Here is a 22,010-nt window from a genome sequence, read left to right on the forward strand (position 1 = left end):
CTCGCCCCCTATCCCCAAAGGGACTCACGGTTAATTTAAGTTTCCGTCGCCCGTTGAGTTGGAGGTAAAATTACTTTTTGAGCTAAACCAACGGTTTTTAATACCCAAATTGACCACCAAGTCATATCAATTTCCCACCATTTCCAACCCGCTTTCGCCACATTAGGATAGGCGTGATGGTTATTATGCCATCCTTCTCCGTATGTGAAAATTGCCGCCCACCAAAGGTTACGAGAATTATCATCGGTGTCAAAGGTACGGTATCCCCACATATGGGTCACGGAGTTAATAAACCAGGTGCTATGCCATAACAGCACAGCCCGTAAAAATACGCCATAAACCAACCATGACCAACCGCCAATGCTGTAAAGTAGCACAGCAATGGGAATTTGCAGTAACAGATGATAACGATCTAACCAACAATAAAACGGATCTCGCGTTAAATCAGGGGCAAATCGTTTGTAATGGTCAGCATCAAAAAAGGTTTGACGAGGGTAGAAAATCCATAACATATGACTCCACCAAAATCCTCGACGGGCGGAGTAAGGATCTTTATCTTCATCTTCCGTATAAGCATGATGCAAACGGTGTCCGGCGACCCAAAAAATCGGGCCTCCTTGTAATGCACAAACCCCAATTAAAGTAATCGCATATTCTAACCATTGGGGAACTTTAAAACTGCGATGGCTTAATAAACGATGGTAGCCTAAACAAATACCAATACTGCCAAAAAACCAGTGTAGAAATATTGTGATTCCTAAAGCTGACCAAGAAAAACACCAAGGTGCGAATAAAGCTAACGCATGAATTACGCTGAAAAACGCAACTGTTAAACCGTTTAACTTCGGTTCATTTTCAGGTGAAGTTGCGACTTGAGACGTCATGAAAATCTCCTCAACCAAATAAATGTTTTATCAATCAATGGGGGTGAATCTCGGTAGATTTTAAGATAACAGAAAATTTTGGAAATCTTCCCCTCCCTAACAAAATTTTTAGATTAAATATCCCCCTTTATGTTGCTCCTGAATGGCAGGATGTTGATGAGTGGAGTCAGTTGCCTTTGTTTGAGTTAAAACCAAAATTTATCCTGGGGTTGTGGGAGTTAACATCAAAGGGGTAATGGCTGGGTCTTGATAACTCCCTTGATGATAAAGTGTTTGCACCGCATTGGCGAGTTTTTGAATGGGTGCATCTTTCAAACAAAAGCCATTTGCTCCTGCTTCTAACGCCTCTGATAGAATTGATTCTTGGTCAGGCGTTACCAAAACTAAAATTTTGGAGGGAATTACATAGGAATTTCCTTGAGCTTTTCGCGCCATGCGAATAAACTTGACCAAATTCATATCCGGTAGAGTGCTATCAACCACCGCAACATCAACATCAATCGATTCGAGTAAAACCAAGCCTGTTTCAGCATTTGTGGCTTCACTAGCGACTTCTATTCCGGGTTGCGATCGCAAATTTTTCCGTAGGTTCAGACGGGTTTCCTCTTCATCTTCAATTACAGCTACCTGAATTATATCATGTTTTTGTTGAATTTTCGTATAGCTGTCACATTCAGATAAATCATTGGGCGCACCACAGGCTGAAATTGTACCGATAGAGTCTATATCTGCGGGAGTATGCTGTTTAAATTGTGCCATTTGTTCAGCACTTAAAATCTTAGATTCATCAAAGCCAAATTCAACCTCGGTATGCAATCCTTTTTGTTTCACCCGGCTTAAATTATAGAATCGTTTATTAAGGGTTGTTTTCACAAATGCCCACAGACAACCGAGTAAATAACGGCGTTTAAACGGATCTTTTTCAAACCAATATTCCAGAAACTTCCAAGAATAAAATCGGGCATAATTCCGCAGCACTCCTTTAAGAACATCTTCCCGCGTCATATTATCGGGTTTAATAATCGGAGTGACGAAATTATAATGGGAATAATCCCGAATTTCCACTTTATCTGCTAAATCTTGGAACAGTTCAGAAAACGGCCAAGGAGTATACATATTCCAGTTGGTCATATCTGCTTTCCAATCTCGCGCCATGCGATAGGATTCTTCAATGGTTTCTGGGGTTTCATTGGGTAATCCCATAATAAACTGAACTTCCGCCAAAATCCCATTTTCTCGCAACAATTGAACGGCTTTTTTATTATCCGCAATGGTCGTTTCTTTACGGAATAAATTCAAGTTTAATTGAGCAGCAGCTTCCGTTCCTAATGACACATGAACTAATCCCGCTTTGCGATATAACGGGAGTTCTTTTTCATCTCTGAGAATATCCGTAACGCGCGTATTAATTCCCCAATGTACCCCTAAATTGCGATCAATTAATTCATTGCATAATGCCATAAATCTTGATTTATTGATCGTCGGTTCTTCATCAGCTAAAATGAAAAATCCAATATTATGCTCTTTTACTAAGGTTTCAATTTCATCCACAAAATGTTTCGGCGACCGAGAGCGATATTTGCGCCAGAATTTCCATTGACAACAAAACCGACACCGGAAGGGACAACCTCTGGAATAATTGGGAACCGCAACTCTCGTATTGAGAGGAGTATAAATATATTTATCCCAATCTAATAAACTCCAATCTGGGGTTAAAGTGTTTAAATCTTTAATCGGAGGATGGGCTGGAGTTGCCACCACTCTGCCTTCATCTAAAAAAGCAATTCCTAAGATAGTTTGACGGTCTATTTTATCAGTACCATTAGCGATCGCTCTTAATAAATTAACCGTAATTTCTTCCCCTTCTCCCCGAATAATATAATCCACCCAAGGCGCTTCACTCAACACTTCCCGATACATATAAGTGGGGTGAACACCGCCCATAATTGCCTTCGCATTCGGGCAAATTTGTTTAACTAATTTCAGGGTACTTTGAGACTTATAAATCATCGGAGTAATGGCCGTTGCTAAGACCACATCCGGTTGACGATCTTGCAAAATTTTCGCTAATTCGTCATCCTCAATAAAGTTACTCATCGCATCGACAAATTCGATGTCGGTAAACCCTGCGGTTTTCAACGCACCCCCCACATAAGGAGCCCAACTCGCAGGCCAATTTCCGGCAATTTCAGCCCCGCCAGAGTGATAATTCGGTTGAATCAACATGATCCGCATTTGCTTTCCTCCTGAAACCCTCAGTTTCTCTTCAGATTTGCGAACTCATGGAGATTATATGACTATATAGGAATCAAATGAGCAACGTTATCATAATTTAACACTTCGTAGTGACGGGTTGACGGCTCAAAGCCCTGAAGGGCTTACTATATCGGGGGTAGGATAACCCTGATATTGTTCCTGGATGATTCAAGTTATGCTTCAAGTTCCGTCTCTTCAATTTCCGTCTCTTCAATTTCCGAAAAATCTACTTGTTCATAAAGTTCGCTTAAAGTAAATTGGAATTCAACGGAACTCAGAGAGATAATATCCTGATCTGAGTCATATTCGGTAAATCTCCATTGTTTTTCTCCCGTTTTTGAATAGTGTTCCAAATAATAAGCATTTTGGTCAATTAAAATATATTCTTGGAATGTAGGAATAGAGCGATAAAAGCGAAATTTATCAGTTTTATCGTAACCTTCTGTTGATTTTGATAAAACCTCAACGATAATGGTGGGGTTAGTGACAGTGGTGGTATTTTTTCCTTGGTAAGTAGGCTTTCCCTGAATTACCATCACATCAGGATAAACATAGCGTCGGGTGGCGGGTATCCAGAGGCGAACGTCGCCGATAAATAGCCGATATTTTTGTTCTTTGATGGTCAAAGGGAATTTTTTGTAAAAGTTTCCTGCAATTTGGTTGTGGTTGGTGGTGCCACCCGTCATCGGTATAATTTCTCCATCGTGATATTCGCTTTTATATTCTGCGGTTTCCTCTAGGGTGAGGTATTCTTCCGGGGTGTAAGTGCGTTTTTGGGTTGTGTTAGTTTCGAGTAGTTGCATAATATATTCCTCTATTAGATTTCCCTTTTTTATCTTAACTACCAGATAGTCTGTACAAGGGGATAGCTCAAAATTTTGCTATCATAAGTTACTAAGGGAATACCATATCGTTTAGCGATCGCTACTAAAATTCTATCTGCTGGATCTTTATGGAAAGTTTCTGGTAAAGATGTACTTGCGATCGCATGAGTAAAATCATTGCTAGTTTTCATAAAAAGAAAGAAATTTTAAAAAAAATAGAAGCAGAAATGCCCAATATTAGGTTAGAGTTTTTACCTCCTTACAGCCCTGACTTTAATTTAATTGAACTGGTTTGGCATTCAGCCAAAGAATATATAGCTCATCGACTATTTGAATCAGTTGAGCAGCTAGAAGACTTGTTACATAAATTATTAAATGAAGGAGAGCTTATTATTAATTGGCATCGTAAAATTAAAAACAAAGGAAATGCTGTTTGTTAAATCAAGCTGCGTAGCAGCTTATTGGAGGCAGAGCCTCCGGTAGGCATTCCCTGGTAGAACCAGGGAACCAGAGGGTGGAGGGGTTTATGAAATGATTTCGATGGGAATTAATCCGGGTAAATCTTGATAGTTTCGATAACTGGAATATCGCCAATGGAGGGGATCGTCAATATAACCACGTTTAACTGGATTGTTATGAATATAGTCTAATTTTTGCCATAACATTTCTTCTGTGAGGATAGCTTGAGGATGAAAGCCTTCTTACCAAAGTTGATAGTCTTGATCAGTTTTATGGGGGAGTTTAGCGGCTTTAAGTTGAGTTAATAGATGATGACTTTGATTTTGCTTGAGTTGATCAATAATAGAACGAGCGGTAAAGGATTTAAAGGTTCTGATTTCTTTGGATAAGTTTTCAGCAGTTCCAATTAAATGTAGATGGTTCTCCATTAAAACGTAGCTGTGTAAAATTAAGCGCTGTTGGTCGTGTAAAAACTTTAAGGAATTAAGGATAATTTGAGCAAATTCTGGATGGCTGAAAATGGGAATCCAGTTAACGGTTGTGCAAGTCACAAAATGGGGTCTATCTTCTAATACTTTATAGCGGCTACGTCCCATCTCGATTTAATTTTACTTTGGTTTTTAGGGTTGACTGCATTGATGATTATACTACCCCTCGTCCCCCTCGTTGCTAGGTTCCACCTAGCAATGCCTTTTTGCAGGCTCCGCCTGCTGTTATCGGAGGCAGAGCCTCCTGTGGGCATTCCCTGGTGGAACCAGGAAACGAGGGGAAAGCCGTTCAGAAGCGATTCGTCAAGCCCAATTTAAGCTGCGTAATTTGACAGGAGATCAATTATATGCTAACTATAAACAACAATTAGAGGCTTATTTTGAGCAGCAAAACTGGGGCGAAAATCAAACAGAAATGGTTAAAATTCAACGATTACGATTAGACTTACTTTGTCGGGAACCATTACCCTTTGTCAGTCCCCAATATTGGGCGGGTTTTGTATCTCAGGGTTTAGCGTAGGCGGAAAATAGGGATACAATATATTGTGTCCCTACTGCTCATTTTTTTGTCAATTCTTGTCAGACGGTAAAAAATCAGTATTAAGAACTTCTTCTACCGTAAAGGGAGACTCTGGGGGAAATTCATTAATCGATAAACCTGTTTCACCTGCGGCTAGTTTCCTAGCATTTTGATAAGATTCATTAAAAATCTCTTCAAAAAAACGATATAAACTCGGACTGGTTGTGAAAGTATCTCCGAGGCGTATTCGATGTTCTATAATGGTGTACACCCAACTATTTGTTCGTTTTTCCGGCTGATATTTATACTTGAGTAAGTGCATCAGAAGTATTCTCAGATTACTTTTTAAAGCATTTTTCTCACTTCTCCCCATACTTTCCAGTTCCTCTAGGATATTTTCTAAATCTATATCGGCAAAATTTCTCTCTCTTAATAAGTTTATATTGGTTTGTAGCCACTCATAAAAATCCTGTTCATAAAGGGACTTTATTGCCATTGATTGAATCGTTGTCATTGAGTTTTCCTCCTTTTCTATTATGTACATCAGTCTAACAGATTTCATTGAGATTAATATTATTAATCACGATTATCTTCAAAGGTGACATCTTCATATAAAGCGTCAATAGGAGTGCGAAAATCAATACTTTTTAAATGAATTTCACTCCCTGGGTGGTAGAATTGTAAGACCCAAAGACCTTCAGGATTTCGACGTAAGCATTCAACACGCTGACGTTTTTGGTTAATTAAAATATATTCTTGTAACGTTTCTAATTGTTGATAGTCGGCAAATTTATCACCTCTGTCAAAGGCTTCTGTTTTTGGGGATAAAACTTCAACAATTAAACAAGGATATTTTTTATAATTTGTTAATTCTCGATCTCTCGGATCACAAGTCACTAAAATATCAGGATAGTAATAAATATTAGCTGTATCAATTTGGGCTTTCATATCGGACATATAGACACGACAACCCCGTCCTCGAACATGATTTCTTAAGGCTGAAGCTAAGTTTAAGCAAATGGTAACATGAGCATCACTGGCCCCTGCCATTGCATAAACTTGCCCGTCAATATATTCGTGTTTGATAGGGCTGGTTTCTTCCCCTGCTAGATAATCTTCGAGAGAAATGTAATTTTGCTGTTGATTTGCTACCATGGTTTTAAAAAATAAGTGATTCTGAGGTAATGTTATTAGAATTAATGATTTGCATTGATTATAACATTTTGTGGTGGAGTGTGAACGCCTCTACGATTTGAAAAGTTGACTCCGAAGGTTCAAGAAATAATATGATTAAAGTTTGAAATTGTATTGAAGAGTGTTAAAAATGTTGAAAGGGTTGTATCAACGCTTTATTTATATTACTTCGTCCTTAATATTGTGGGGTTGTGCCAATTCCACCTCGCTTTTTCCACCGACTAAAACCCTTAACGTTGCCGTCTCCCCAACACCAAAACCACCGCAACCCATCGAAGAAAAACCTGTTAATGGGTTAGGAGGTTACTTCTATTCTAACGGTGAAAATGCTTTTGGGCCGTTTACCCAGCGCATGGTACAAAAATGTCAAGGCTTGAATGGGGGGAGTGTTTGTAATACCCAACAATGGCCGGAAGCCTTGTTCCTCAAAGCCTATGGACAAAAACGTTGTCCTGATGGGAGTCGCTTCAATCAAATTCTGGGCTACTGCGTTGATGGAAATGAAGCGTTAGGGCTTTTTCCTAAAGAGCTTATCCCAACCTGTAACCAAGCTAACGATAGCAGCACTTGTGTGTCAACTCGCCAGAATGCCCGCTTGTTGTATAAAAAGATGCAGGATAAAAAACTGATTACCCCGGTCGGTCGTCCCCCTCAGTTTGTTCTACTGGCTTTTGATGGTTCTCGCTCCCTGGATGCGTGGAAAAAATCTCGCAATTTCACTCAAACTATGGCAAAAAAGAATATTCAGGCTCACTTTACCTATTTTATTAGCGGGGTTTACTTTGTAAATAATGAGAAACGCAATCTCTATACCCCTCCTGGGGGAAAAGGTCGGGGACGGTCTGCCATTGGTTGGGGTGGCACTCCCGAAGAGATTAATCTGCGCCTGGAACAGTTGAACAAAGCCTACCAAGAAGGTCATGAAATTGGCTCCCATGCGGTGGGTCATTTTGATGGGAGTCGCTGGAGTGAGGCGGACTGGACGCGAGAATTTGACTATTTTAATCAATTTATTTTTAATGCTTACAAAATCAACAATTTAAAAGGGTCTTTGGCATTTGATGTCAGTGCAATTCAAGGATTTCGTGCTCCTGAGTTGGGTCAGAGTCCGGGTTTATATAAAACCTTGAAAAAAAGAAGATTTCGTTATGATACTAGCCGAGTCGCCGCCGCGAATTATTGGCCAAAACTTGAAAATGGGGTTTGGAATTTCCCCTTGGCTTCTCTTACAACAGCGATGACTCGCAAAAATGTTTTATCAATGGATTATAACTTTTACTATGCCCATTCTAAGGGAAAACCTAACTCTAGTAATGCCAAACGTTATGAAGAAGATATGTTTCAAACCTATTTAAAATATTTCCAAAGTAACTATTTAGGAAACCGTGCACCTGTGCATATCGGTCATCATTTTTCCGATTGGAATCAAGGTGCTTACTGGAAAGCGCTATTTCGCTTTGCGGAGGAGGTTTGTGGGAAACCAGAAGTTCAATGTGTTACCTATAGTGTGTTAGCGGATTTTATGGATTTACAAACTCCTGAACAAATTGCTATTTATCAGAAGGGGGGTTTTCCTAAATTAGATAAAGGAAAAAAGAATTAAATCCTGTTCTTTGTTCCTATTCTTTTTATGGCTCTTTTGAAGAATAAAATTGATGGAAGTGGTGCGTAAAAAGAAACCTTACGCACCTTACAGTATCGTATTTTTTAAGCGGTTAACGCTTGGCTAGAAAGTCGTAAAATTTCGGTGGTTTTAAAGCCGATTTGATGGAGAGATTCTCCATAATGAACCATAAATTCTTCGATGAGTTCGAGTTTGTTCATTCCGAGCACTTTAACATCAGATTCAACTTGATTGAGCATTCGCAAGATGATGGGTAAAATTTGACGATTTGCGGTTTCTAGTTCGGCTTTGATCTCTTGAAAGTGTTGTTTGAGCCAAAGAATTCCAAAGTTAAGATGGTGGTATTCATCTTTAACGACAGATTGAGTAATTTTTCGAGCAAAATTATCGGCAACGGGAATATAGTTATGATAAGCTGCGATCGCAAAGGATTCAATGACTAAGGATTGAATTAACAAACAAGTTGCAATTTTTGAGGTAGTTGCTGCTGTTTGAAATAATTGGCGCAAATCAGCAAAAAAATACTTTGCCATTTCTAAATCAGGAATAACATTCAAGTTTTTACCACAGGCTTCAAAACTTTTACGATGACCCTGTTCCATTTTACCTAACTTCATTAATTCTTTGGAAAATTCGGGCAAAAGTTCAGCCAAACTGATAAAATTATCATAGGCTTCCTGTTCTCCTTCAATCACAATTCCGTTAATTCGGCTGAAACTATCACGGTAAGTATCGCTATTATAATCTAACTTTTGAGTGGATAAGGATTCAGACATTTTAAATTAGCCTCCTGATAGTATACTGGGTTTAAATCATCAGTTAATCTGTTTTGAATAGCATTATTAGGCTAGGTTTTCTAGCCAAGGTCTTGCTCCGGTAGTCCGACGAATTTCTCGCCAAATTGCTGTAGCAGCTAATGCTCCATCTCCTGCTGCTATTATAACTTGATTTAACCCCACTTTTAAATCCCCAATTGCAAAAATTCTAGGGTGAGAAGTTCGACACATTTTATCAGTGAGTAAATTATTTCCTTGTAGTTCCAGATTAATATCTTTAAGATAGGTATTATGATAGCGAGATCCCATCGAAATTAATCCAGTTTCTAACTCAATTAAGCTTCCATCGGTTAACTCAACTCCGGTCATTTTATGATTTTTTCCGACAAATTGATGAATGGGGGTTTCTATGATTGGATAACCATATTCTTTTAATTTATTTCTCAGAGGTTCACTGATGGTAAATACTCCATGGGTAAAAATAGTAATATAAGGAGTAAACCAACTTAAATTAAATACCATTTCTTCAATTGCGACTTCACTCCCAGCAAAAAAACCACATTTTTTATCAATCATTTCATACCCATCACAGACCATACAAACGTGCAGGTTATAACCCGCATATTCGTAAACGTTTCGCATATCATCTAAGGGAGGTAAATAGTCGATAATTCCGCTTGCAGCAATTAAGTATTTTGAACGAAACACCGCTTCAATACTATTTTGACGACCGACTTTGACTTTAATGGCAAAGGTTTGTCCTTCATCGATGACTTCTTCAACAAAACCGTTGAGAAAATCCCCATCTAAACTAGCATAATGTTCTTTTCCCCGTTGTAATAAAACTCGTCCGGGTGTATCGGGAGGTAAACCCAAATAATTATGTAATTCCTGCATCCAAAATGACCGAGCTTTGCCTTTATCAATCATTAAACTAGAAAGGCGATAACGTTTTAAATAAATTCCTGCCGAAAGTCCACCAGCACCGCCACCAATCACTATAACATCATAAATTGGGTTTTGTTTATCCTGTAAATTATTTTTGGAAAGCTGCATAATTTTTCTCCGTTGATTGATTAACTAATTCGAGCCATAATTGCTGCAAATAAAGGCAAGAATGTAAAACAGATTAATTCTCCTTTGATTAACCAGGACAGTCGATTCAGTTTGGAAGATTCTAAGCAAGGAGCTTTACCATTTTGTAGATTTTTAAACCATAAAATAAAGGTAAATGTAGGATACAATGATAATAAACTAACGAGGATAAATATCCCCATTTTTGCGTAAAAAAATGGATTATTGAGGTAATAATCTGTTCCTTTTCCAAAGTATAAAACTCTTAAGACTCCTGTAATTACAATTAAGGTGGCTGCTATCCCATAAACCAGATCCGCAAAAGCAACTTTTTTGGCTTCATTTAGGGTCATTTCTTTTTTTAAGTTAAAACTCTCTACTGTGAGAGCCGCAAACGCTAACATAAAACCTAAGTAATGGAAATAAGCTGTAATTGAACTTGCCCACATAGTTCTGTAAAGAGTTTGTCTGATGACTGAGGATTAAAAAGGTTTTCGGCGTTTTTTCAATATTTATGATTATATTGTCATTTAGTAGTATAACTGATTGCAAAAGATTTTCAATCAGTAATTATACTTATCGTGCTTCAAATCCAGCCCAAAAACAAGGTTTATAGCACTACGCGGTATGGCGCGTCTCTACTAAATCCAGCTAAAATCAGGAGATTTCTTAATGCTAAACTCATCCCATGCTTCCCTTTTAAATCATTAACTTGAATAATAAAACAGTTAATCCAGCCATGAATAATAAATGAGGCAGGTTACTGATTAGTCTTTGTATCCCGGTTGCTTCGTCGCTTTGTTTGGTAATTCGTAGCAGAGGATAAGGGCTAAAAACTAATGCGGAAAGTAGTGTTACCCCTTGCAGAAATTGAGCCACATCTAAACTCCAAGTTAGAGTGGGTAATCCTGCCCCACTATATCCTAAAGAACGAGCTAATACGGGGAGAATTTGTCCGGCTTCGGTAATAAAAGAAGGAACGTAGTGGGCTAAATTGGCAGCCAAAACAAACGGGAGATAGGCGTAAATAATCGTTAAATAACTGGGTTGTTCAGGATCAAAAAAGCGAGCGATCGCATGAGTTCCTAATGTTAAAATAGCAGGTATACTGAGTAATGCTAAAGTGATGGGTAAACTGCTTAGAAAATGATCGGCATCGACAGGTAAATTTTCCCATCCCCACCAACCTAAAATAGTCTGGGAATGGTGCATAAACACACCCCCAAATAATAGTAATAACAGGGCTACTTCTGCCCAAAAACCTTGATGATCATCTAATAAATCCGATGCAGGAAAGCGTAAATTTAACTGTCCTGAGCGATTGGGACAAGCTTTCAAACAATCCATACAAAGCATACAATCACGGTTATCTTGCAATTGGGCGGGATGGGAGTAAAGCGGACAACCTTTACTCGCTTGTCCTTCGTTGGGTAAGGCATCAATAAAGTTAAGTGGAGTTTCCGTACTGCCTTTATAACAGCCAAAGGTATTACACTGACTCCCACAAACTTGCTGAGTTGAGCGCAATTCCGTTATCGACAGTTTGGCAAACATCCCATTCATGCCACCAATAGGACAGAGATAGCGACACCATAACCGACGTTCATAAATTAAACTACAAATCACAGCCCCAGCCGTAATTGTTAATAATAACCAAGCAGAAAGATAGGCATGATGGGGCAAATCCCACAGTTTTTCCCACAGGTAAATGATTACAAACCCGGCAAATAATATCCACGCACCCCAACGATTGAGCCATGAGGTATTCCAGGTGAGTTGCTGACGGGGAAATAACCACAGGGAAAGTTGGCGCATCCATTCACCCACAATCATAAACGGGCAGATAGCACACCAAACTCGCCCCACAAAGGCGAATAAAAATAGATAACCAGGCCACCACCAAGCCCAAAATAAGTTGAGGGTAATGCTGTTATCTCGTGATTGGGAACCGATAAAACCTAAAATTGTAACGGGGATGAAAATTGCCATCATCAAGATCCAGATCCCTTCGGGATACCAATGACTCAACAACAATTTCCGCAACCCTGGAACATGGGTGAGCAAATCAATCCGAAAGGCATTTTTCCTAGATTCTACTGACCACAAAGCTTGTTCTGGAATCACCGATTGTCCGATGGGGGTCATCATCACGGCACGGTGCAATATTTCGGCTAATTCTGCTAAATTGCCGGGATATTCGTAACTCATCAAACGGCGCAAATCTGCCCGATCCAATTGCAGAAGAGGGCGATTTTGTTCCCGACAAAATTGATTCAGAAAGTATTCGGCAAATTCGGGAATATCGGCTTTCCGTTGGGGTAAAGTTAATAGTTTAATTGAAATAATTTCAATATCGGGAAAAATGAGTTTGTTGGCAGAGGCAAAAATTAAACGCACCCAAGATTGAACGGGTTGAGGTGGTTCGTGAGATAATTGATGGTGGTTTAATATGCCATGATTGGGGATAATTAATCCTGTTTTCAAATAGTGAATTAATCGAGTGCGATCGCCTTCACTTAAAACCTGAACGTTATCGAGTAATAAGGTTCCCTGTTCTAATAATTCCAGAATACCCGGTTGATTTCCCGTTCTGCCAAATAAGACATCGGTATTGAGTCTACCATCTGCGGTATGGGGAAGTTCGGCACAATCTAATTCAGCAAAGGGTCGGTCAGCTAATTGAGAACGCAGGTGGATCAATCCCGCTAAAAAGGTTTTTCCGCTACCCGGTTGGGCTTGAAACACCACAGGCGTTAACGTAGATGCGGCTTGATCGATTTTTTGAGCGAGTTTTTGGGTAGCTTTGCTATGACCCAGAATCATTTCCCCGGTGGGAATATCTTGGATGTAGGGTTGCAAGCCTCGAATGCGTTCTTCTTCCCAAGCAATGCGGCTGGCAAGATCATCTAAGTCTCGCATCAACAGGGAATAGATCGCTTGTTGAATAGCAGGATAGTCTATCACCAATTCCAAAAACTGGTTTTGGGGTAAAAACAGGATTTCACTGGCTGTCAGGGCGATCGCACTACTATGGTACGTTCCTTCATCGGAACTCGCCACCAGTGTATAGCCAAATAAATCTCCAGGGTGGCGATCGCGGATCGACAATTTACCAATGGGCGATTGTTGAAAGATTTCCACCTTTCCCAGCTTGAGCAGATATAGCCCGATGGGAGTTTGTCCTTCTCGATAAATCAGACTTCCTGCTTCGACTTGGAAGCGATAAAACAATTGGGAAATTGCTTGCATCGCGCTTTCTGGCAGGCTTTCCCAGATAGGTTGACTCCCTAGCCAACCCATATCTTCTGCTCTTTTCCCTTCATCGGAAGCAACTGTTGGATCGTAATCGATGGGTTGTGGCAAGGGGAAGATGCTTGTTAACTCGATTATAGAGTTCATCAAATTTCCCTCAATTCAGCAAGCAAGATTTGAAAATACTGGCTTTTGAGAATTGATCATACTCGAATATTTTTCAGATTTGAAGTAGCTGATCGTACAATTTCTCAGGATAGCGTCAACTTTAAACTCAAGAATTTAGGTTCTTTCACCCTTAAAAAAAGTGTCCTTGACCTCTATTCGGTTGAGTTTGACAGCGTTCAAAGGCGGGTAAATGCCTTTCCTGAGAAATTTGACGCAGTTGAGTAAAGGCGGCTTTTAAATCGGGCTGGGTAACAAAACTTAAAAAATTATCATACATTTTTACGTTATCAATTTCGGTTTCTACTCCCATTTGACAAGCTTCTTTTAAGGTATCAGGTACGGAAATATGACCAGAAAATGTATCATTGGGAACAGGCATTCCATAGTGAGCAAATAAGTTGACCCAAAGATTGACATGATTATTTTCCGATTGAACAATATTGCTAAATGGACGAACTGAACCCAATTTTTGGATAACCGCATTATACAAAGCTCTGGCGCGATATTCATCATTAATCGAGTCAATCATAGCTTGTTGGGTTTTAGAATCTAAAGCAGTTTTAGAAAGTGCTTTTAAAGGGAAAAAGCCGGGAAAAATTATGCTATTGCTAGTGATAATGATTCCTGCTATTAACCCCTGAAAAGCTGTGCCAAGATTGTTTTTGATCGGTTTGTAGTTGTTCATAACCGTAGGGGCGGGGTCAGCCCGCCCGCGCATCAGTAATCAGTCAACCCTCAAGTTCACAATCCCAATTTAGCTAAAACAGGTTGAGGGGAAACAATATGCTTATTCATGCCCAATTTTCCGGGTTTTATTCCTAATGCTAATCCGATAATTTCGGTGATATATAAAATTGGTAAATTGTAAGAAATATTGTATTTTTTCTCAATTTCTCCTTGACGTAGTTCTAAGTTCGTATCGCACAAGGGACAAGCTAAAACAATACAATCCGCGCCCTGAAATTTTGCCTCATCTAAGAGTTGTTTAGTTAGGTCAAAGGCGATATCCTGTTGAGAAACTAAAATCGGGCCACCACAACATTTTGTCTTTAAGGAAAAATCAATGACTTCTGCCCCACAAATTGCTGAAAGTTTATCCATTGACATCGGAACAATCGGAGAATCCCAGCCCGTAATATCCGCAGGTCGAGTTAACAAACAGCCATAATAACAAACCACTTTTAACCCGGTTAACGGCTTTTTAATATGGGGCGTAATATCAATATCATTGGCTAACACATCCACCACATTTCTAACACGGATATTGTAGTCCGAAATTGATAATCCCATTTTCGATAAAATCACTGAAATTCTATCTTTTTCGGCGGCATCTTCTAAGGCTTTGGCTGCCCGTGCAGATTTATTATAGCATCCTGAACAAGATGTTAATAAATCCAGATTTTCTTTTTGCGCTAATACCACATTTCTCGCAGCCATTGCCATCCCAACATCGTGAGAAACTCCAGCAGCAACAGAACCCCCACAACAAGACCAATCTTGCAGTTCTTTGAGTTCAATTCCTAATTCCTCCATAACAACTTTTGTGGAGATATCAAACTCTCTAGCAGTGGTATGGAGACTGCATCCAGGGTAGTAAGAATATTTCATGATTGTTTTGCCTCTTCTAATGCTTCACTAAAGGTTTTAGGGTCTTTGATTTTTGCAGGAAACGGTGACATTTTTCCTTTAAGGGTTAATTTAATGCCCAATTCTGCTTGATCGATCATGGCTTGTAAACCGCCATATTTCTGCATTAATTCTGGTTCAAACAGAATGCCTCGTTTCTGCACTAACTCAACAAAAATTTGATTAAAACGAGTTGAATTGTTCTCAATTCCTTCGCGAATGGCGATCGCTTTTACCGCTTCAATCACATCAGAAGGACGCACCCCACGGGGACATCGGGAGGTACAAATATAACAAGAACTACACATCCACAAAGCGTTACTTTTAAGTACCTTCTCCCATTCCCCTCGTTGTGTCATTAAAATGAGAGTTCGAGGGGACATATCCATCTGATCAATATTGGTACAGCCACCGCTACAAGTCCCACACTGCATACAAGCCGCGATCACAGCCCCTTTTCCCCCTTCAGCAACCACTTTTTTAACAAAATCGGAGTTCATTTTATCGCCATCGAGTTGGCGATCAGCTTTCAACCCAAAGACAAATTTTTTCGCTTTTGTTGCCATAATTTTTTCCTCTTTTATTTGAGAGATGTTGCTATTTCTGTTATGAATTGCCCATTCAAATGAGTTGCTAAATTTTGTGAATAACGAGCAACAAAACTGGCAATTTCTGCGGCAGCCGAGCGACCATCGGTAATTGATTCCATAATGGCTTTTGGCCCTGTTGCTGCCCCCGCTAGAAAAATACCTTCACGGGTTGACATATTATTAGAATATTGTTGATGGGCGGTGGCATAAAAGCGATCACATCCTAATTTTAAATTCGCTATTTCTGCTAACTCTGGGTTGCCTTCCATTCCCACCATTAACACTAACAAATCAACGCTTAATCGCATCGGTTTTGCCGTTAAGGTATCTTCTAAGCGCAGTAATAAATTGCCATCCTTTTTCTCACTCGCTTCTGACAACCGACCCCGTAAAAATTGCACCCCATATTGTTCTTGAGAGGTGCGGTAAAGTTCCTCATAACCGCGACCAAACACCCGTATATCCATATAAAGGCAGTAAACGTCACAATCGGGATGTTGTTCTTTAATTTCAATCGCCAGTTTAATCGTATTTGTACAACAAACGCGAGAACAGTAATTATTATTCACCTTTTCATCACGAGAACCAACGCAATGAATCATGGCTATTTTTTTCGGAACTTGTCCCGACCGGGTTTTAATATTCTGGTCTTTTAGCATCAGATCGAGTTCAACTGAAGTGATGCAATTATCATAAATTCCATAACCGTATTCTTCCTTCAATCTGGCATCAAAATGCTTATATCCGGTTGAAACTAAAATTGCTGCTGCTTCAAGATTTTCTCCCGTTGATGTTGTGAGTTGAAAGTTGGGGGCAGACCCTTGAATTTCAGTTACGGTTGTATTAGTTAAAATTCGAGTTTTTCCTAAACCTGCTTTCAGATTAGCCGTAATTTCTGAAGCGTCCGTAAAGTCAGGAAACACTTTATACCACTTGTTTAAATGTCCGCCAATTTCAGCTTGTTTTTCAATTAAAACCACCTCATAACCAAAGTCTTGAAGTTTTCCAGCCGCTGCCAATCCCGCAGGGCCACCACCAATAATCACCACAGGTTTGTTCATGTTTCCTCCCTTTTTTTTAGGAAATAAAATTCAATAGGTATGATGATTTACAATTTCAATAACTGATAACTGATAACTGATAACTGATAACTGATAACTGATAACTGATAACTGATTAAAACGGTCTTCTCCGTTCTTCAAAGGTTTTAGATTTGTCGTAAGAAATGCCAATTTTATCTAATAAGGGTTCAATAGGAACAACTTTGGCATTTAATCCACAATCTTTAAAAGGATCGTATCCTAACATCAAACCCGTCAGTTGAGCATAGTCGAGAATACTAACATTAAATTCTTCTTCCAAGACTTCTTTAATCGTTCCTTGCTCCGCATCTAAAAACACCGTACACCCCGGACAATTGGTTAAAATTAAATTACAATCGGGATGGGTTTCTTTGAGACTTTTCATCTTTTTATAAACGCTACTAGCGGTATAGTCTCGATTTTCAGGAAATGCACATTGACGAAAACCCATGCCGCAGCAATGTCTTCTTTCTGGATAATCAACAATTTCCGCGCCAAATGCTTCTAATAACCCGACTAAAACTTGGGGAAATTCAGATCCCCCCATGCACTCACCCGGAAAGATTTTGCCATAGTGGCAGCCAATATGATCAACCGCTTTTATTCCTTTTAAACTATATTTAGCTTTTTCTGCTAATTTATGGCGATTGGCAAAAAACACATCAGACGCATGAACTACAGACGGTCTACCCCCAGAAACATGAGGAACCCAAAACTCACGCCCTGTGGTTTCTTTTAACATTTTTTCTGTATATTCTCGTAACTCTGGTTCTTCTTCCCAAAGTTGAATCATTTCAGTGTAATTCGCGAAAGAAGTCACACAAAATGAGAAGAGATTATCGACTCCTAATTCATCATGGGCAACGGAAAAATTACGAGCCGCAACCACCATTTGGGTTTCCAGATTAGTCACATCTCCGTGATAGCCAATTGCCCCACAAGAAGTATGTCCAGCTGCTTCGCGTAAATCAATTCCTAAGTCATTTTTTAAGATTTTATAGGCAATTCCTTCTGTATAGGGGGCAGCACTTTGCAGAAAACAACTGCGGAAACATCCCCATACATTCCCACCGGGTTCATCAACGGTTGGAACGTGCTTTTGATGTTTTTCCCAAGCTAAATTTTGTCTAGCTACTTTCATTGTGTTTTTTCCTTTTTTATTGATGTCAATTTTTAATCTTTGATGGATGCTAATTTAGGAATTAACCGGGCAAATTACCGCTCTCATATTCTGGCTATTGTCTGCATTATAGTAAGAGCAGCCATCGGGTTTTGAGTCAGAGAAAAGCCCATCGGCAAGTCGTTTGTAGATAAGTTACTGATCCCTCCTATATTAGATGAAGCAAAGGGCTGGTTTCGGGCAGTAAAACTATTATCAATATTCAGATAACTCTGCTCAACTGCTGATAACCCAGTGCTGTTAATTTGACTTGACGAACCCAAGACAAAATTTGCTGCATAAGCTGAGTTACCCCCACCATTGCTAACGAAGCTTTGATTGCTTCCACCTCCAGTTAGAGGGTCATCTATTATTGTTTCCTGAATCTGATTCGTTAAATTATTAGAGGTATTAGAGGAGTTAGTATTAACAGTTTCGCCAGTCAAGTTTGAAGTAAATGCACTCAGATGATTATTTGATCCCTTCAAAAGTTGTTCATATACCTTTTGAATATCAGCGTTATCTGTTTGGGCAATTCGCTCTTGTAAATCTGCAATATCAGTCTCCTCAATCAACACTCCTACCTGTAAGGCTGCCGTTAGGGATTCACTGCCTTGGGCTATCAGATTATTGTACAATTGTTGTAAATCTGGATTGACAAAAACACCGATCAGATTATCACCAACTGGATCTTCAATTTGATAGTTATTAAGCAGGGTTTCTATCTGATTATCATGACGATCTTCGCTATTGGCGATGTTGTTAAAAATAGACAATCCCCACTGTTCATACAGGGTGACGTAGACATCATGCGCCAGTTTTTCTTCTTCGCGCATATAGAGGAGTCCTTCCGTTTCGGAGGCATCCAGACTGCTATTGACGCTACTAAAATTATTAACTGTCTGCATAATTTTTCTCCTGATTTATTCTCCCATCTCGTAGTTTCTGCTATCAGCCGTTTCTACCCAATTTTCCCAATATTTTTCAACTTCTTCTTTACTACCGAGTTTCTTTTCCATGCCTTTTTCAACAGCATCCATTAACTCAAGCGCCCCAGTTGCTTGATAAATTGCCCGCAATTCATCCATGTCTTTTTCGGGTATCATGCGGTGGGAACCTGCACTATTTTCTAAGTTCATGGGAACATCCCACCACTCTCGCATTTCCGCCATGTGTTCGTAATAGTATTCCCAGTTTTCTCCGAGTTCAGGAAAGTGGGCCGGGGTGATATTTTCTGCCACTAAGGTATAACCTCGTTTAAGCAGATTTTCCCCAAAGACTCGTTTAGCAAATAATTGTTGTCTGCCTTTTTCGGACTCTGCAAAGTAACCATAACGAACTGAAAGCCGACGCAAAGCCAGAATCACTTGGGCGGTGCTGTTACCTCTGGGACATCGGGGTTTACAGGAGAAACATTGTCCGCAAAACCAGATTTTATCAGATTTAAGTAACTCTATGAGGGAGTCTTCATCTTCCAGATGGCAAATGTTCATCACTTCTCTCGGAGAGTAGTCATAAACTTCGGCGGCTGGACAAACCGCAGTACAGATGCCACAGTTCAGGCAGGCATTCATCCCGTGTTGGTATTGAATATCTCGTTTAAGTTCGTTAACTAGCTGGCCCATCAGCCAAACCCTCCGATGCAATTTTTATTAACTGATTAAATATTTATATTATTATATGGTTATATAAAATATACAAAATGTCAATCAGTAAATGTACTTAATTCAGAAGTGGAAAAAGGTAGGAGTCGATTGATCTATGAGCAATGGCATAGCAAAAAGTTAGATCAATCTGCTCCTACCGCCTGATTTTAGGAATAGAACACTTCTTAAGACGAATCAGATTAATCTGCAACAACTGATTTGGTTTTTTAAACCTAATTTATTTTATTATGATATTGTCATTCTGTCAATCCAAAAAGTTAAAATTTTTTATTTTTATTTCCCATAATCAATAGAATATTGAGCCACAAATTGTCATTAAAAAATAACTAATTAGTAGCGATATTTTTTATAAAGTTTTGAATAAAAAATGGTGCGTAAGCTTAAGCTTACGCACCCTAGGAGGTTATTTTTTCCACTGCATAAATTTAATGTACTCTCCCTCAAATCGATCTCCCGTAAGCATTCGATTCCAATAAATCCAGGGTAAAGCGGTAACTTTCATTGTCCACATAATTGCCCGTTCTTTAACCGGATTGAGGGGGAAACTGGATATAACTGTGGTATTATAACCATTAAATTCTGCCATAATAGTCCGATCATACCCGGTAATTAAGGGACAACAAGTATAACCATCATATTGACTGATTAACGGTTTTGAAGCCATCAAAGCGAGTAAATTTTTAGCAACAACCGGTGCTTGTTTGCGAATAGCGGCGGCGGTTTTAGAAGTGGGTAAAGATGAAGCATCACCTAAACTAAAAACATTCGGATATCGCTTATGTTGCAAGGTATAAGCATCGATATCAACCCAACCATAGGGATTATTCGGAACAGCTAAAGGACTATGTTTAATAAAGTCCGGTGCACTTTGGGGCGGAGCAACGTGAATCATATCATAGGGATAACTCACTTGATCAATTACATTGCCATTGTTATCCAAAATATCGAAAAGTGCTGTTTTTGTTTCAGCGATAATCGCTTTTAAATTATGTCGGAACTGAACATTAATCTCTCGTTCTTTAATAACATTTTCTAACAGATGAGAATATTCAGGAACAGAAAACATCCGATTTCCGGGGGAAAAAAACATCACGTTGGTTCGTTGACGAACTCCCCATTTTAGACGGAAAGTGTCATCGGCCATGTACATGACTTTTTGAGGTGCACCCCCACATTTAATCGGAGTATTCGGAAAGGTAAATAAAGCATTTCCACCTTTAAAATTACGAATCAATTCCCAAGTATAGGGTGCATACCGAGGAGAATAATTTGTGGTGACACCCTCTTTTCCTAACGCTTCTTTGAGTCCTGAAATCAGATGCCAATCAATTTGAATACCCGGACAAACAATTAAATAATCATATCGAACCAGGAAACCCGCTTGAGTTAAAACTTGATTGTGATCTGGGTCTAAGTGAATGACTTTATCTTTAATCCAAGTGGCATCTTGAGGAATAACATCTCGTTGATTTCTAACGGTATCTTCAATCTGGAAGACACCCCCTCCCGTTAATGTCCAACCCGGTTGATAATAGTGTTTATCGGAAGGATCAATAATAGCAATATCGAGAAAATGATTCTGATTAAAAAGTAGAGATGCGGTTGTAATTCCGGCTGCCCCTGCTCCGATAATCACGATTTGATAATTTAAGGTTTTAGTAACCGTTGGAAGTGTCACTTTATCGGAAATTTCGACGGGTTTGATTGTAGATATAACCATATTGAGTGTTGTTGTGTAAGAAGAGTTGTTGTTAGTGAAAATCAATCCATAAATGCTGTTAATTGCATCAGGAATTACAAGACTGTTTCTAAAAGTTGTCCGGCTGCTTTCCAACCTTGAATACTAGGAGGAAATCCTCGAACATTCTGATAGCCTAAAAGTTCTAATGCCATCACTCCCATTGCCGTCCGATAACCTGTTGTACAATACAAAACCACAGGACGATCTTGAGGAATTTGATCGATATTTTGAGTTAAGGATCTTAAAGGAATGTTGATGGCAGTTGGAATATGACCGAAAGCATATTCAGAAGGTTCTCGAACATCAATTAAAACCAGATCACCTTGTTGTATCAGATTTTGAAGATCCTGAATCTTCATGATTGCATAATATCGGGGAGGAATTTCTTCCAAAAAATGAGTGATCACTGGGTTCAAATTTTCCGGTGCATTAACCGGCTCTCCTAAATCAAAAGAACTGGCTAAGGCAGGTACAGGCTTAAACAGTAAGACAGGAGAAAGGAGCAACCCAATCAGCAAAAATAATAATAATAATTTTTGCCTGATTTTACCGAGATTTCCAAACATAAACATATCCATTCTGTAACAGCTAAATCTCAAAGCCTAGAAATAAAAATGATGTAATCC

General features: G+C 39.2%; 23 protein-coding genes and 1 pseudogene. 3 read left to right on the top strand and 21 right to left on the bottom strand.

The window, feature by feature from the left end:
- Positions 1-35: 35 nt before the first annotated feature.
- The 4 genes from PL9214_RS19945 to PL9214_RS19960 form a co-directional block, all read right to left on the bottom strand.
- Positions 36-884 carry an acyl-CoA desaturase gene (locus PL9214_RS19945; protein WP_072720523.1) on the bottom strand — a complete coding sequence of 283 codons (849 nt, stop codon included), beginning with the start codon at positions 882-884 and terminating at the stop codon, positions 36-38.
- A 198-nt stretch (positions 885-1,082) separates the two neighbouring features.
- Positions 1,083-3,119, bottom strand: a complete 2,037-nt coding sequence (gene bchE, locus PL9214_RS19950) for a magnesium-protoporphyrin IX monomethyl ester anaerobic oxidative cyclase (protein ID WP_072720524.1) — start codon at positions 3,117-3,119, stop codon at positions 1,083-1,085.
- Positions 3,120-3,313: 194 nt separating this feature from the next.
- On the bottom strand, positions 3,314-3,943 hold the full coding sequence (locus PL9214_RS19955) for a Uma2 family endonuclease (RefSeq protein ID WP_072720525.1): 630 nt from the start codon (positions 3,941-3,943) through the stop codon (positions 3,314-3,316).
- 38 nt (positions 3,944-3,981) lie between these two features.
- A complete protein-coding gene (locus tag PL9214_RS19960) occupies positions 3,982-4,155 on the bottom strand; it encodes a PIN domain-containing protein (protein WP_222425260.1) in 174 nt (57 codons plus the stop codon).
- On the opposite strand from PL9214_RS19960, the pseudogene PL9214_RS19965 reads away from it, so the two are divergent.
- Positions 4,144-4,404, top strand: a pseudogene (locus PL9214_RS19965) (transposase); the annotation flags it as partial. The gene PL9214_RS19960 and the pseudogene PL9214_RS19965 overlap by 12 nt on opposite strands.
- A gap of 84 nt (positions 4,405-4,488) precedes the next feature.
- Here the strand turns inward: PL9214_RS19965 and PL9214_RS32395 are convergent.
- Both PL9214_RS32395 and PL9214_RS19970 read right to left on the bottom strand, forming a co-directional pair.
- Positions 4,489-4,629: a hypothetical protein gene (locus PL9214_RS32395; RefSeq protein WP_193372507.1), complete on the bottom strand. Its 141-nt coding sequence runs from the start codon at positions 4,627-4,629 to the stop codon at positions 4,489-4,491.
- A 36-nt stretch (positions 4,630-4,665) separates the two neighbouring features.
- Positions 4,666-5,019 (bottom strand): transposase, encoded by a 354-nt coding sequence (locus PL9214_RS19970; RefSeq protein ID WP_245824311.1) that lies wholly within the window; start codon positions 5,017-5,019, stop codon positions 4,666-4,668.
- 220 nt (positions 5,020-5,239) lie between these two features.
- On the opposite strand from PL9214_RS19970, the gene PL9214_RS19975 reads away from it, so the two are divergent.
- Positions 5,240-5,431, top strand: coding sequence for a hypothetical protein (locus PL9214_RS19975; RefSeq protein ID WP_072720526.1), 192 nt, complete (start codon positions 5,240-5,242; stop codon positions 5,429-5,431).
- 49 nt (positions 5,432-5,480) lie between these two features.
- On the opposite strand, the gene PL9214_RS19980 is transcribed toward PL9214_RS19975, so the two are convergent.
- Together PL9214_RS19980 and PL9214_RS19985 are read right to left on the bottom strand one after the other, a co-directional pair.
- Positions 5,481-5,945, bottom strand: a complete 465-nt coding sequence (locus PL9214_RS19980) for a DUF29 domain-containing protein (protein ID WP_072721136.1) — start codon at positions 5,943-5,945, stop codon at positions 5,481-5,483.
- A 62-nt stretch (positions 5,946-6,007) separates the two neighbouring features.
- Entirely contained in the window at positions 6,008-6,586 is a 579-nt protein-coding gene (locus tag PL9214_RS19985) for a Uma2 family endonuclease (protein ID WP_072720527.1), read from the bottom strand.
- A 169-nt stretch (positions 6,587-6,755) separates the two neighbouring features.
- Between PL9214_RS19985 and PL9214_RS19990 the strand changes: the two genes are divergently transcribed.
- Complete coding sequence (locus PL9214_RS19990; RefSeq protein WP_072720528.1) at positions 6,756-8,228, top strand: polysaccharide deacetylase family protein; 1,473 nt, start codon at positions 6,756-6,758, stop codon at positions 8,226-8,228.
- A gap of 104 nt (positions 8,229-8,332) precedes the next feature.
- On the opposite strand, the gene PL9214_RS19995 is transcribed toward PL9214_RS19990, so the two are convergent.
- The 13 genes from PL9214_RS19995 to PL9214_RS20055 form a co-directional block, all read right to left on the bottom strand.
- Positions 8,333-9,025 (bottom strand): aldehyde oxygenase (deformylating), encoded by a 693-nt coding sequence (locus PL9214_RS19995; RefSeq protein ID WP_072720529.1) that lies wholly within the window; start codon positions 9,023-9,025, stop codon positions 8,333-8,335.
- 66 nt (positions 9,026-9,091) lie between these two features.
- Positions 9,092-10,081, bottom strand: a complete 990-nt coding sequence (locus tag PL9214_RS20000; protein ID WP_072720530.1) for an NAD(P)/FAD-dependent oxidoreductase — start codon at positions 10,079-10,081, stop codon at positions 9,092-9,094.
- A gap of 20 nt (positions 10,082-10,101) precedes the next feature.
- Positions 10,102-10,548: a DUF2214 family protein gene (locus PL9214_RS20005; protein ID WP_072720531.1), complete on the bottom strand. Its 447-nt coding sequence runs from the start codon at positions 10,546-10,548 to the stop codon at positions 10,102-10,104.
- Between the two features lie 250 nt (positions 10,549-10,798).
- Positions 10,799-13,498, bottom strand: coding sequence for a cyclic nucleotide-binding domain-containing protein (locus tag PL9214_RS20010; RefSeq protein ID WP_072720532.1), 2,700 nt, complete (start codon positions 13,496-13,498; stop codon positions 10,799-10,801).
- Positions 13,499-13,649: 151 nt separating this feature from the next.
- Positions 13,650-14,204 carry a ferritin-like domain-containing protein gene (locus PL9214_RS20015; RefSeq protein WP_186440418.1) on the bottom strand — a complete coding sequence of 185 codons (555 nt, stop codon included), beginning with the start codon at positions 14,202-14,204 and terminating at the stop codon, positions 13,650-13,652.
- Between the two features lie 56 nt (positions 14,205-14,260).
- Complete coding sequence (locus PL9214_RS20020; protein WP_072720533.1) at positions 14,261-15,127, bottom strand: CoB--CoM heterodisulfide reductase iron-sulfur subunit B family protein; 867 nt, start codon at positions 15,125-15,127, stop codon at positions 14,261-14,263.
- The gene (locus tag PL9214_RS20025) at positions 15,124-15,711 is read right to left on the bottom strand and encodes a 4Fe-4S dicluster domain-containing protein (protein ID WP_072720534.1); all 588 of its coding nucleotides are present in this window, start codon (positions 15,709-15,711) and stop codon (positions 15,124-15,126) included. Before PL9214_RS20025 ends, PL9214_RS20020 begins: the two co-directional genes overlap by 4 nt.
- Before the next feature lie 14 nt (positions 15,712-15,725).
- Positions 15,726-16,796 carry an FAD-dependent oxidoreductase gene (locus PL9214_RS20030; protein ID WP_072720535.1) on the bottom strand — a complete coding sequence of 357 codons (1,071 nt, stop codon included), beginning with the start codon at positions 16,794-16,796 and terminating at the stop codon, positions 15,726-15,728.
- A gap of 115 nt (positions 16,797-16,911) precedes the next feature.
- Positions 16,912-17,958 (bottom strand): heterodisulfide reductase-related iron-sulfur binding cluster, encoded by a 1,047-nt coding sequence (locus tag PL9214_RS20035; RefSeq protein ID WP_072720536.1) that lies wholly within the window; start codon positions 17,956-17,958, stop codon positions 16,912-16,914.
- 83 nt (positions 17,959-18,041) lie between these two features.
- Positions 18,042-18,884 carry a DUF2202 domain-containing protein gene (locus PL9214_RS20040; protein ID WP_072720537.1) on the bottom strand — a complete coding sequence of 281 codons (843 nt, stop codon included), beginning with the start codon at positions 18,882-18,884 and terminating at the stop codon, positions 18,042-18,044.
- A gap of 15 nt (positions 18,885-18,899) precedes the next feature.
- Complete coding sequence (locus PL9214_RS20045) at positions 18,900-19,601, bottom strand: 4Fe-4S dicluster domain-containing protein (protein WP_072720538.1); 702 nt, start codon at positions 19,599-19,601, stop codon at positions 18,900-18,902.
- Positions 19,602-20,046: 445 nt separating this feature from the next.
- Positions 20,047-21,363, bottom strand: a complete 1,317-nt coding sequence (locus tag PL9214_RS20050) for an NAD(P)/FAD-dependent oxidoreductase (RefSeq protein ID WP_072720539.1) — start codon at positions 21,361-21,363, stop codon at positions 20,047-20,049.
- A gap of 74 nt (positions 21,364-21,437) precedes the next feature.
- Positions 21,438-21,962 carry a rhodanese-like domain-containing protein gene (locus PL9214_RS20055; protein ID WP_245824312.1) on the bottom strand — a complete coding sequence of 175 codons (525 nt, stop codon included), beginning with the start codon at positions 21,960-21,962 and terminating at the stop codon, positions 21,438-21,440.
- Between the last annotated feature and the right edge of the window lie 48 nt (positions 21,963-22,010).

This window comes from Planktothrix tepida PCC 9214 (assembly GCF_900009145.1).
In the GTDB taxonomy this organism is placed as follows: domain Bacteria; phylum Cyanobacteriota; class Cyanobacteriia; order Cyanobacteriales; family Microcoleaceae; genus Planktothrix; species Planktothrix tepida.

Bases quoted from the DNA above. Each gene is read 5' to 3' on its own strand.
- PL9214_RS19945 (WP_072720523.1), bottom strand. From the start codon at position 884: ATGACGTCTCAAGTCGCAACTTCACCTGAAAATGAACCGAAGTTAAAC.
- bchE (WP_072720524.1), bottom strand. From the start codon at position 3,119: ATGCGGATCATGTTGATTCAACCGAATTATCACTCTGGCGGGGCTGAA.
- PL9214_RS19955 (WP_072720525.1), bottom strand. From the start codon at position 3,943: ATGCAACTACTCGAAACTAACACAACCCAAAAACGCACTTACACCCCG.
- PL9214_RS19960 (WP_222425260.1), bottom strand. From the start codon at position 4,155: ATGAAAACTAGCAATGATTTTACTCATGCGATCGCAAGTACATCTTTA.
- PL9214_RS32395 (WP_193372507.1), bottom strand. From the start codon at position 4,629: ATGTTATGGCAAAAATTAGACTATATTCATAACAATCCAGTTAAACGT.
- PL9214_RS19970 (WP_245824311.1), bottom strand. From the start codon at position 5,019: ATGGGACGTAGCCGCTATAAAGTATTAGAAGATAGACCCCATTTTGTG.
- PL9214_RS19980 (WP_072721136.1), bottom strand. From the start codon at position 5,945: ATGACAACGATTCAATCAATGGCAATAAAGTCCCTTTATGAACAGGAT.
- PL9214_RS19985 (WP_072720527.1), bottom strand. From the start codon at position 6,586: ATGGTAGCAAATCAACAGCAAAATTACATTTCTCTCGAAGATTATCTA.
- PL9214_RS19990 (WP_072720528.1), top strand. From the start codon at position 6,756: ATGTTGAAAGGGTTGTATCAACGCTTTATTTATATTACTTCGTCCTTA.
- PL9214_RS19995 (WP_072720529.1), bottom strand. From the start codon at position 9,025: ATGTCTGAATCCTTATCCACTCAAAAGTTAGATTATAATAGCGATACT.
- PL9214_RS20000 (WP_072720530.1), bottom strand. From the start codon at position 10,081: ATGCAGCTTTCCAAAAATAATTTACAGGATAAACAAAACCCAATTTAT.
- PL9214_RS20005 (WP_072720531.1), bottom strand. From the start codon at position 10,548: ATGTGGGCAAGTTCAATTACAGCTTATTTCCATTACTTAGGTTTTATG.
- PL9214_RS20010 (WP_072720532.1), bottom strand. From the start codon at position 13,498: ATGAACTCTATAATCGAGTTAACAAGCATCTTCCCCTTGCCACAACCC.
- PL9214_RS20015 (WP_186440418.1), bottom strand. From the start codon at position 14,204: ATGAACAACTACAAACCGATCAAAAACAATCTTGGCACAGCTTTTCAG.
- PL9214_RS20020 (WP_072720533.1), bottom strand. From the start codon at position 15,127: ATGAAATATTCTTACTACCCTGGATGCAGTCTCCATACCACTGCTAGA.
- PL9214_RS20025 (WP_072720534.1), bottom strand. From the start codon at position 15,711: ATGGCAACAAAAGCGAAAAAATTTGTCTTTGGGTTGAAAGCTGATCGC.
- PL9214_RS20030 (WP_072720535.1), bottom strand. From the start codon at position 16,796: ATGAACAAACCTGTGGTGATTATTGGTGGTGGCCCTGCGGGATTGGCA.
- PL9214_RS20035 (WP_072720536.1), bottom strand. From the start codon at position 17,958: ATGAAAGTAGCTAGACAAAATTTAGCTTGGGAAAAACATCAAAAGCAC.
- PL9214_RS20040 (WP_072720537.1), bottom strand. From the start codon at position 18,884: ATGCAGACAGTTAATAATTTTAGTAGCGTCAATAGCAGTCTGGATGCC.
- PL9214_RS20045 (WP_072720538.1), bottom strand. From the start codon at position 19,601: ATGGGCCAGCTAGTTAACGAACTTAAACGAGATATTCAATACCAACAC.
- PL9214_RS20050 (WP_072720539.1), bottom strand. From the start codon at position 21,363: ATGGTTATATCTACAATCAAACCCGTCGAAATTTCCGATAAAGTGACA.
- PL9214_RS20055 (WP_245824312.1), bottom strand. From the start codon at position 21,962: ATGGATATGTTTATGTTTGGAAATCTCGGTAAAATCAGGCAAAAATTA.